We start from the raw sequence: 10,805 nt of genomic DNA, 5'->3' as shown, positions 1-10,805 counted from the left end.
TATCGCATTCTTGTCAGTTTTAAACTGATAGACCAAAAAGACAACCCCGCTTGTCTAAGCAAAGTTGTCTAGTTTGTTATTTAAAGTCAACTAAATTCTAGCTATCCACATCATTTGACGAAGAACCATTAAATTTAGAATTTTCATTTATCAAATTAATCTAGACAAATCGTCTTTATCTACATAGCTAATAAATACCTCCGATGGTATTTGATAATTTAATGATTAGCTTGTGATATGACTCCTTTATAAATCAACAGATTGAATAAACGATTCTGCTATCCCATTAAAAATCATGACTTTAAACAAACTATTTTTCGTAATAGTCCGATAGAAATTTCATTTAATCCACGCTGTGAAAGTGTGCCACAATCGCAAGTAGATATCAATATCATTGATGTTACTGAGTGTTTTCCAAATAGAAAATTCTTGCCACAATCAAAAGCAATTGATTTAAACAAGTGTCTGGAAACAGATTCGAACCATTGATTCAATCTGTTTTCGATAGCTATGGCTTGTCTCCCCCTGTGGTTTCAGGGTAATAACCACTTTAAATAAGCGTTCAATGCGTGTGATAACGGCGCTTTTGTGTTTGACACCCACGATTGTAACTCCTTCAAGGTGACCAAATTCTTTTGAATAGTCGGTATGTTTGAGTTTTGGTTGATGAATCGACCGACGAAAGGATTGTTTCCCGCGTTTTTTTGATGCTATTGGACTTATGCTTACCTTTCAGTGACAAATCAACGACATTGAATATGCCTTTTTTAGACATACGATAAAGTGTGCACATAGAACAATCAGTTGCACATTCTGTACGACCAACAATCACATCAGGTGGTCAGGCTTGAGCAGCCATTTTTTGAACAAAGTTTGTTTATTCTCTAGGCAAGACAAGCAATAGTCTCCCGTAGCATGATTTGTTTTGTTTGTACTGTTGATGATATTCTAGTGCTGTTTTTCCTTGCTTGAAGTATTGATGGACTTTATTGGTTTGTCTTGAACGATTTAATTGACGTGCGACGTTAGTAAAGGTTTTGCTTAATTTGAAATAAGATTCTATCATTACAAGTTCATCTTGTGTAAGATGAGTGTAGCACAAATGACTTTTTTAGTTGTCTAGCTTAATTTTAAAATTGGCGTAATTAATCTTTATTTTAAAGCTATTTCGATAACTGTTATCATTTTCAAAATTAAGGGCTCTTAGTGAAAAATTTCTCCTTCGTATAGTTTGATGGCTAATTGAACATTTAATAAATCATTGCTAGATTTTAACTTTACATTCAATAATGATTCAATTTTACTTAATCTGGATCGGAGAGTATTTACATGAATATAGAGCAATTCACTCGTTTTACTTTGTGAAAAATTATTATTCAAATACATTCTCAATGTAGTCATCAGATAAGTATCATTTTGCTTATCGTAATCAATCAGCGGTTGTATAAACTGAGCAATAATATTATCAGTAAAATACCGGTTTGTCTTCCCCTTATCATCAGTGAATAAACTTAAAATACCTAATTCATCATATCTTTGGATTTGAAGGGTCGATGAATTATGATTAAGGTAGCCAACTGCCAGAATACTTTCTTTGTAAGCCTTGTTCAAATCTTCAATAAAATGCAAGCTACTTATACCAATAAGAAAACAACTTTGTTTATAAAATTCTTTAAGAAGTTGAATTATTTTGTCCAATGTCTCATTAAAATCATCAATTCCTTCACCAATTAAAAAAACGATTCTGCATTGATGTGAAAAAAACATCATGTTCTGAGCGAATGGAAAGTTTTCATTTATGAATTTTCTCAATTCAATAACCCGACTTTTCTCATAAAATTTTAAAATATCATTTCCAAATATTTTACTGTATATTACTATAACATGATATTTTTTTTCCAAGTTAGCCCCCAATGTTAAATTATATTGTTCTATATTTTTGGAGGTAATTTTGGATGACAAAAGTTCCTCAAAAACTAAATTATGATAATGTAAATTCGTTTCTAAGTATAATTGATTTAATGATTTTCTCATTGAACAAATACGTATGATGCTTTTTATTTCCCCGATAGTCCGCTCATCTAACATATTTACATTTACATTTTTTTTAATAACACGTAACCAATTGATTTCCCTTGAAAATAAACTGGAAATAAAAGGATTTCTTCATGTGTTTTTTTTAGATAGGGATTGAGATATTTAATCCCCATAAACGGCTGACCATTAAAATCATAACCGATAATTTCTTGTTGAACTAAATAATTGGAGCGGAAATCTTTCAAATATCTAATCCAATCAAAATCGTTTGTTGCATCAATCAACGTAGAATTTTGATCTATCATCGCTAGTGAAAGTCCCGAAATGTTGAATATTTCATTACAGAGAGTAGACAAAGAACCCTTCTTAGTAATAGATTCAATGAGTTTGTTATAGAATGTAACATTGTCCTCTAAAATTATGTTTTGATGTTGGTATATCCTTTGCTGAATTGGGGTCATAATCTGGCTCCAACTATACTTGTCATTGCAAATAATAAAAGGTATTTTATATTCAGTGCAAAGATTTGCTACCTCTTTAGATATCCCTTCTTCAAATTTATTCTTTGTAATAATTCCAGAGATATTACACTGACGTAATTTTTCAATTAGTTGTATATTCAAGTAATGTTTCAGAGATTGCCCGATGATTAGTAAGTCATTTGCTGTTAACCAGTTTGTGATGTCTGGAATATCCATAATAGTGATATTATCTACTTTATTGTTTAAGCCTATCCTTGGTGATAGTAGATACGCATCTTTAAATACTTCTAAATCCAAAATTTCTTTTATACTCACAAAACGATTCAACTATTCTCTACCTCCTAAACTTACAAAAATTCAAATCACTTGCTCGATAGGTACGGTCAATCATAACTTCAAAGTTTCTGTTATATAAATAATTACAACACTCATGCAATGCCAATAAAAATACTAATTCATCTCAAAATTCGAAAAAGATATATGCTTTTAAAAAATGTAATCATCTCGTATAAAATCTATAATATAAATCTTGCTAAAACTCGGAATATTTAACTAAATAGAAAGGTAACGAGTGAAAATATACATCTGACAGCACTAAAGTTTGTAGGAAACCACAATTGATAATGACAGCGTTTTCATTTAAGGTTTAAGTGTAGGAAGTAACAGTAGGAAGACATTCTCAAAACAGAAAATATGCGGTAATTAGTCACTTCAGAATAGTGACACAAAGCCCCAATGAAATGACAGACAGATGGACAACAACAGTGAGAATTGTTTGGAGTAGCTTCGTATATGATGAGACATGAGCCTATAACACTGTTCAACCAACAGTAACTTCATTTGCTTAGAATATAGCCATTATACCCTGACATCTTAATTTCTATTTGTTTCTATAATATCCGATTGACAGTATGAAATTTTGAGACTCATTAAAAAATATTCAATTTGAAAAAGACTTTCACTGCTAATAATATTCAATTCAAGATAAAAATCTTTAAGAACGTCATATTTTTTCACAAAAAGTTAAATGTTGTATGTATGTTTGAAGGAACTATTAGCCTGTCAGCTAAATTTCCGTACTTAATATGGAGGATAAATGAACCAAACCCCTTCCGAAGAATTAAGTTATGCTTCCTTTTTGTATGGAGACATCACATATTATTTTTCTCAAAATTTCACCAGAGAATTTATTTCTCTTTTAATCAGAAGTTTTCAAGATTCTTTGTCCCTCTCATAGACTTATTAAAATCTTCAAAGGCGACTTGAGTACATGCTTAATTGCTACAACTAGCATTTATCAAATAACGAGAAAAATTTTCTCTGAAAATCTACCCTCAGTCTAACACACAATATAAATTATGGATATAAATATGGTGATTTCCAATGCTTAGTTTTTCAGTAGACACCAGGCAAATAGAAGGAGGAACAACAATGCGTATAAATTTTGAAGGAAAAGATTTTTTAGCATTCAAAGATTTAGATCGTGAAGAAATCGAATTTTTAACAGATTTAAGTTTGGATTTCAAAAAAAAATGGGTGACGAGAGAACCTCATGAATATTTCAAGGGGCAGGTATGGGCTGGGCTATTTGAAAAAAATAGTACAAGAACAAGAAATGCATTAGAGCGTGCTGCTGCAGATTTAGGGATTAAATTAGTTTATCTTAGACCGGATGAAATGCAAATGAGTCGTGGGGAACCACTGAAAGATACTGCTCGTATTTTGGATCGCTATTTTGACGGTTTATTTATTCGAACTTTTGGGCACGAAATTGTCGAAGAATGTTCTCATTGGATGTCCAACCCCGTAGTAAATGGATTAACCGCACTTGAACATCCAACACAAGGTATCGCAGATTTAATGACTATCAAAGAGAAAAAGGGAACACTGTCTAATTTAAAAATTTGTTATGTTGGAAACCTTTATAATGTCTGCTATACGACAATGATTTTTGCAGCGACATTTGGAATGGACCTAAGTATTGTAGCACCTAAAGAATTGGAACCAGATAAAGAAATTTTAAAAGAAACCATGAATCGGTCAGAACAAACAGGTGCTAAAATCATTTTCACTCAAGACTTTGATGAAGCTCTGAAGGATTCTGATATTGTGTATGGTATGTCTCAATACAGCATGGGGCAATCTGAAGAAGAAATAGAAAATTTAAAAAGAGCGTTCAAGCCATACCTAATAACAAGTGAAGCAATGAGTAAAGCTAAGCCAGACGCTATATTCATGCACTGTTTACCAGCGTATCGTGGACTTGAAGTAACTGACGAAGTCATGGAATCGGAGCAATCAGTTATCTTTGATCAAGGAGAAAACAGAATGCATTCCATCAAGGCCATTCTAGCAGCCGTAGCAAAATAAAAGGGAATATGCTGAATTCCCTGTAGTTAGCAAAACTATATATTCAGACTCACTGTGTTTGTCATAAACTAAAGCCTAAATAACTCAGGGGCTCAGTTCCTAATAAGATTATTCTTTCTCAAGTAATTAGAGATTAGCAGGGTAATAAAAAATAATATAATTATGAATAAGACAGCGAGAGCAGTAATATTCACTGAATTATTAAACTATCATCGTATCAAATATTGAAAACCAGTGGGGCAGGTTGCATGATACATCTTAAAACATTCAACGGAAAATAGAATTAAGGGAGTTAAAAATGGACAAAGACGTTATTGTTATTGCTTTGGGAGGGAATGCTATTTTAACGGAAGACCCTTCAGCGCAGGGACAACAAAAAACACTAGCAAAAAGTGTTAAATATTTGGTTGATTTAATTCAGCAAGGATATCGACTGGTGATTACTCATGGAAATGGTCCTCAGATTGGTAATCTACTGTTGCAACACATTGCAAGTGATTCAAAAACGAATCCTGCTTTCCCTTTAGATAGTTTAGTTGCCATGACAGAGGGGTGTATCGGTTATTGGATACAGAATCTTCTACAAAATGAAATACATCAACATAATTTGAATACCAACGTTGTGTCACTAATTACACAAGTGGTTGTAGATGAAAAGGATTCTGCCTTTAAAAATCCTACAAAGCCAATTGGACCTTTTATAATGGAAAAGCAAGCTAAAGAAAAAATGAAAAACAGCACAGACATTTACAAGGAAGATGCAGGTCGTGGATGGCGAAAAGTTGTTTCGTCACCAAAAGCAATTCGTATAAAAGAAATATATTCAATCAAAGCATTGTTGAACCAGGACCAAGTTGTGATTGCTGTTGGTGGCGGAGGGATTCCGGTAGTTGAAGATAAACAATCTAACTTTTATGGTGTTGAAGCGGTGATTGATAAAGATCAGGCTTCTGAAAAATTGGCTGAACAGTTAAAGGCGAAGAAGTTTATTATTCTTACAGAAGTCGATTATGTTTATCTCAACTTTAATCAGCCAAATCAAAGGAAATTAGAACAAATCACCACCGAGCAGGCGAAACAATTTATTGATGAAGGACAGTTTGCCGCCGGAAGTATGTTGCCAAAAATAGAAGCAGCTATTGAATTCGTTGAAAATAATCCCGAAGGAGAGGCGGCAATCACTTCGTTAGAGAACTTAGGTAAATTACTAAATAAACAAGCGGGCACAATCATTAAAAAAAATAAGAATTTTATATCATAATTACTAAAAATCATATCATTATAAAAAGAAAGAAGGAATCTATCATGTCAGAAAAAAAATTTACAAAAGCTATTGTTCGTTTGCCTGGCCATTCAATTTCTGAAGGTCTGTTAAGTGACATTTATTTGGAGGGACGTCCAAATTATGCAAAAGCTATTGTTCAACATGAAGAATATGTAGTAGCTTTAGCAAAGGCTGGATTGGATGTAACTGTTCTCCCTGCTTGTGAAGATTTTCCTAGTTCAGTTTTTATTGAAGACAACGCCCTTTTAACTGACAAAGTCGCCATTATAAGTAATCCCGGTGCGCTTACACGTAATGGAGAAATTCGTATTCCAAATTTCCGCCCTGCTTTGAAACAATTTTATGACAATATTGAACAAATCACAGCGGGCACTGTCGAACCCGGAGATATTATGATGGTCGGTAATGATTTTTATATAGGAATCTCTAAGAGAACAAACAGAGCAGGCGCTGAGCAAATGGCAAGCATTCTGAAAAGATATGGGCACAACCCAATTATCGTAGAACTAAAGGAAATGTTCCATTTAAAATCAGGTGTGAATTATCTAGAAAACAACAACTTACTTGTTGCAGGGGAATTTATAAATAATCCACTCTTCAAAGACTTTAATACTGTAGAGATTCCAGAGGATGAAATGTATGCTGCAAATTGTGTATGGATTAACGATTATGTCCTTGTTCCAGAAGGTTATCCAAAAGTAAAGAAAATCGTAGAAGACATGGGATATGAGTCAATTGTCTTAGGCGTTTCCGAGTTGCGTAAGACGAATGGTGGTTTAAGCTGTATTTCTCTGCGCTTCTAAGATAGTCGCAATGAGTAATGTTATTGTGGCTATGGAGCTCAATAACACTATTTCTACTAAAAGCGAGGAGGAAAAAAATGGAAACCCAAAAGGAGAAAAAAACATTTAAAACACCCAATGTCTATGTCATTTTATTTTTTGTTCTTGTTTTTACCGCCATATTAACTTGGATTATTCCTGGCGGTCAATATAAATTGAATGATGCTGGACAAGCAATAGGGGGAACTTATTCAAAGATACAATCGAATCCTCAAGGTATCTGGGAAATTATAATGGCTCCAATCATAGGAATGGTCGGAGATGATGCATTTACTGGAGCGATTTCGATTTCTCTAGATGTAATGGTATTTGGAAGTTTTTTGGAAATGGTAAACCGGACAGGTGCTTTAGATATTGGTCTAAAAAATATTGCAAAAAAATATGAAAATAACTACAAAATCCTTATTACAATTTTAGTTTTCGCAATGATGTCACTGGGTACTATTTATGGAGCTTACGAAGAAGGTTTTGTTTATTTGATGATGTTTCTATCCGTTATTTTAAGTTTAGGACTTGATACAATCGTTGTCTTAATGATAGTTATTTTCGGAACTGCAGCAGGGTGTGGTGCCTCAATCATTAATCCTTTTTCAACTGGTATTGCGGCCGGGATAGCTGGAATTACACCTGGTGAAGGAATAGGTCAAAGAATAGTTGCTTTTGTTGTACTTGGTTTAGTTATTTCCTATTTGATTTCGTCTTATGCAGGTAAAATTTTGAAAAATCCAGAGAAGTCTACTCAGTTTCATCGTCGAGAACTTGACTTGGAAGAATTCTCCTCACAAGAGAGTATTGAGAAGCTTAATCCCATGCAAAAAAAAGTATTTGCTGTTTTCATTCTCACATTTTCTCTTTTAATTATTGGTTTGATTCCATGGACTACGCTCAGTGAAAACTTCACTTTTTTTGAAGACTCTGTGACTTGGATTACAAGTATACCAATATTAGGCACAATACTAGGAAAAACGTTCGTACCATTTGGTCAATGGTACTTCAACGAAATGACCGCTCTAATGATCATCATGACCTTTGTCGTTGGATTTATTGCTAAATATGATATTGATAAATCTATTAATATTTTTATCAAAGGAGCTTCTGACCTCGTTTCAACTGCGTTGATTGTACCAATGGCTAGAGGTATTCAAGTGTTAATGACCAATGGAAATATCACTTCTACAATCCTAAATTTTGGAGAAAAAACCTTGGCAAATTTACCTCCTATCCCATTTGTTCTGATTTGTTTGGTATTCTATTTTGCATTAGCTTCTCTAATGCCCAGTTCCAGTGGCCTAGCTGCTGCTACTATGTCGATTATGGCACCATTGGCGGTATTTGCTGGGTTGCATGAAACAGATATGATTATGATTTACAACTTTGCTTTAGGAATCGTAAAAATGCTTATGCCAACATCAATTATCGTTATGACATGTACTCAAGTAGTACATGTTGATTACATGGATTGGATAAAATCAACATGGAAAATGTGGATTGTTGTAATCTTAACTTGCTGTATTCTATTAGTTGCCAATGTATTAATTTTTTCTTAAACCAAAAGGAGATATGAAATGAAAATAGTAATTGCAGATACTCCAGAAACTCAGGTACAAGATCATAGGCAAGAAATTGACATTTTAAAAAAAGGTCTTAAAGATTGTGAAATAATTATTCATGATTATGACGAGAAACGAAGAGAAGATTTCCTAAAAGAAATTGAAGATGCTGATGCACTTCTGACAGCTTATATTGAGATAGACAAAGAAGCTATAGAGCGTGCCAAAAAACTGAAAATCATATCTATCAGCGCAACTGGTTATAATAATGTCGATTTGGCAGCCGCAAGTTCAAAAGGAATCGGTGTTTCACCAATTGGAGAATATTGTACGGAAGACGTAGCTGAATTTACAATTTGTGTGCTCTATGCCCTGACTAAAAATCTTAAAAAGCACATCCATAATATTGAGAGAGACGGGAAATGGGAATATGATTGTGCTGTTCCCAATGAACGCGTTGAAAATATGACATTAGGTATCGTTGGTCTTGGAAGAATTGGAAGAAACGTGGCAAAAAAAGCCAGTGCTCTTGGAATGGAAGTATTGGCAACTGAAATAGCAATCAATGAAGAGGCAATTAAAGGGTTGGATGTGGAACTGTGCAGCCTAGAAAAACTGTTGCAGGAATGTGATATTATCGCAAATCTTGCAAATCTAAATGAGACAAATTATAATTATTTTAACTATGATTTATTTGCTAACGCAAAAAAAAGACCCTATTTTATTAACATGGGCAGAGCTAGTAGTGTAGTTGAATCAGATTTAATTAGAGCATTGGATGAAGGCCTTATAAAAGGGGCCGCGCTAGATGTCATTGCTAATGAAACTGAATATTTGGACTTAATCAATCATCCGCTTACAAATAGGGAAAATGTGATTATTACACCTCATGTGGCTTTTTATACCACGACTGCGATTAATGCCATTATTCGCTTCTCCTGTGAGAATATCATTCACTTTTTAAACCATGAATGGGACAAAGTTTTTAGACTGGTAAATCTAGATGAAATGAAGTAAGTGACCCTTTGTAAAAGGAGGTACATCAACATGAGTGGTCAAGCCTATGTAAAAAACGCTACAAATATTTTGAAAAAAGTTATCGTCTGTTCACCAAAATATTATGTATTTAACGCTATTAATGAAATTACGAAATCCTGGATGGAAAAAGGTGAAACAGAACAAAATGAACAAATGATAAAAGAATGGCAAACATTAGTAAATGCTTATAAAGACAACGGTGTTGAAGTTGTTGAAGTCAAAGCACATAAAGAAATGGAAGTCCAGACATTCGCTCGTGATTTTGGTGCTATGGTTAGAGAAGGTGCCATTATTGGGAAATATCGCCATCCAGTCCGCCAAATTGAAACAGAAATATATGAAGCTAAATTAAAAGAACTTGGGGTGCCAATAGTTGCGCGCGTCAATGCTGGATGTTTTGAGGGGGGCGATTTCTGGATGCTAGATGAGCACACACTAGCTTTTGGTTTAGTAGATCGTACAGATCTAGCCGGTGTTGACAATTTACGGGAACAACTGGAAAAATTTGGTTACACTGTCGTTGGTGTTCCTGCCGCTCCATCTAACTTGCATTTAGACATGATTTTCAATATAGTTGCGGAGAAAGTTTGCATTGCAGCGGTTGATGAACTGCCTTATAATTTTTTGCAAATGCTAAAACGGCGCAAGTATACTATTATTCCAGTATCTAGCGAATTAGTTTTCAAACATGGGTGTAATGTTCAGGCATTAGGCAATGGCAAAGTGCTAGGTATTGAGAGCAACACAATAATTAACAAGGCAATGGAAGCTGAAGGATTAGAAGTCATCAAACTCCCATTAAAACAAATTCTGAAGGCCGGTGGAGGACCGCATTGTATGACTTATCCTGTCGAGCGAGTTTAAAGGGATGTTTTTGTGAATTTCCTCCGTCAAATAGTATCAGTGAAAACTAAATTGACTAGTGAAGTCAGATGTACCTGAACAGCTTGCATGGATAGATTCTTTTAAGTTGCTTAAAAAATAGCGTTGATGTCACTAAAAACTGAATAAAAATCGACTCGCCTGTGGAAAAACTTTCGACTCTTCGTCAAGTTGGACTGATGAAGATTAAATGGCTCTTCGTCAAATGATATGGATGGCTAGAATTTAGTTGACTTTAATTAACAAACTAGACAACTTTGCTTAGACAAGCGGGGTTGTCTTTTTGGTCTATCAGTTTAAAACTGACAAGAATGCGATG

The 10,805-nt window shown here is 34.1% G+C and carries 8 protein-coding genes and 1 pseudogene; 6 read left to right on the top strand and 3 right to left on the bottom strand.

The features are described from left to right. Positions 1-150 precede the first annotated feature (150 nt). From CBF29_RS13370 to CBF29_RS13360, 3 genes and pseudogenes are all read right to left on the bottom strand, one after another. Positions 151-1,102 (bottom strand): annotated as a pseudogene (locus tag CBF29_RS13370) (IS30 family transposase). Between the two features lie 101 nt (positions 1,103-1,203). Further along, complete coding sequence (locus CBF29_RS13365; protein ID WP_170170086.1) at positions 1,204-1,902, bottom strand: PucR family transcriptional regulator; 699 nt, start codon at positions 1,900-1,902, stop codon at positions 1,204-1,206. A gap of 194 nt (positions 1,903-2,096) precedes the next feature. Next, positions 2,097-2,846 carry a PucR family transcriptional regulator ligand-binding domain-containing protein gene (locus CBF29_RS13360; protein ID WP_126810205.1) on the bottom strand — a complete coding sequence of 250 codons (750 nt, stop codon included), beginning with the start codon at positions 2,844-2,846 and terminating at the stop codon, positions 2,097-2,099. A gap of 1,104 nt (positions 2,847-3,950) precedes the next feature. On the opposite strand from CBF29_RS13360, the gene argF reads away from it, so the two are divergent. From argF to CBF29_RS13330, 6 genes are all read left to right on the top strand, one after another. Next, on the top strand, positions 3,951-4,889 hold the full coding sequence (argF, locus tag CBF29_RS13355; RefSeq protein ID WP_126810204.1) for an ornithine carbamoyltransferase: 939 nt from the start codon (positions 3,951-3,953) through the stop codon (positions 4,887-4,889). Positions 4,890-5,187: 298 nt separating this feature from the next. Beyond that, positions 5,188-6,150 (top strand): carbamate kinase, encoded by a 963-nt coding sequence (arcC, locus tag CBF29_RS13350; protein WP_126810203.1) that lies wholly within the window; start codon positions 5,188-5,190, stop codon positions 6,148-6,150. 44 nt (positions 6,151-6,194) lie between these two features. After that, complete coding sequence (locus CBF29_RS13345) at positions 6,195-6,977, top strand: arginine deiminase family protein (RefSeq protein ID WP_126810202.1); 783 nt, start codon at positions 6,195-6,197, stop codon at positions 6,975-6,977. A gap of 77 nt (positions 6,978-7,054) precedes the next feature. After that, on the top strand, positions 7,055-8,563 hold the full coding sequence (locus CBF29_RS13340; protein ID WP_126810201.1) for a YfcC family protein: 1,509 nt from the start codon (positions 7,055-7,057) through the stop codon (positions 8,561-8,563). Between the two features lie 18 nt (positions 8,564-8,581). Continuing rightward, on the top strand, positions 8,582-9,583 hold the full coding sequence (locus CBF29_RS13335; protein ID WP_126810200.1) for an NAD(P)-dependent oxidoreductase: 1,002 nt from the start codon (positions 8,582-8,584) through the stop codon (positions 9,581-9,583). A gap of 30 nt (positions 9,584-9,613) precedes the next feature. Next, a complete protein-coding gene (locus CBF29_RS13330) occupies positions 9,614-10,468 on the top strand; it encodes a dimethylarginine dimethylaminohydrolase family protein (RefSeq protein WP_126810199.1) in 855 nt (284 codons plus the stop codon). Positions 10,469-10,805: the final 337 nt, after the last annotated feature.

The sequence above is a fragment of the Vagococcus elongatus genome, from assembly GCF_003987645.1.
Taxonomy (GTDB): Bacteria; Bacillota; Bacilli; order Lactobacillales; family Vagococcaceae; genus Vagococcus_A; species Vagococcus_A elongatus.
Note: the sequence above shows the minus strand (reverse complement) of the source record. Positions and strands in the feature narration are given on the sequence as shown.